At 41.4% G+C, this 560-nt stretch carries 1 protein-coding gene; it reads left to right on the forward strand.

The features are described 5' to 3' along the window. Positions 1–60 precede the first annotated feature (60 nt). The coding region (locus R7044_RS27215) for an SPFH domain-containing protein (RefSeq protein ID WP_225456228.1) at positions 61–560 on the forward strand (500 nt) is incomplete at its 3' end.

Genomic DNA, 560 nt, shown 5'->3' on the forward strand with positions numbered 1-560 from the left:
ATAGCAGCTTGATTTTCATCGATTTAACTCAATGACAACCGAAATAATAAGGAGAAAAACATGGAAAGCAGAAGCTTAGGACAAGGCTTAAAAGTAGAAGAACGACGTCAGTTGCTTCATCGTGGCATAAAAGCGGCATTGATTGGTGTGCCTTTATTGGCTGTAGGCTTAACGATCAACAGTTCGGTTTTGATGACAGATGCTGGCTATAGTTATGTGCATCAAAACAACATCACTGGTGAGTTGGATGTGTTTACTGAACCTGGTATTCATTTCCGGATGCCGTTTCTATCCAAAATCACTAAGTACGATCAAGTGATCACTGTGTCTTTTGGTAACAGCAAGGGTGAAGACTTTTACCAACGTCTTGATTCGGTTCAAGTTCGTTTCGCTGATACCTATATTGGTCAAATTCCGGTGACGTTCCGCTTTAAATTGAGTAACGATCCAGAAGCTCTAAAAAAGATGCATCGTGAGTTTCGCAATAACAACAACTTGATCGACGCACTGCTTGTGAAAAATGCGCGTAACGTGACAGTGATTACCGCCACGCAATACAC

Source organism: Vibrio sp. 1402, assembly GCF_033340275.1.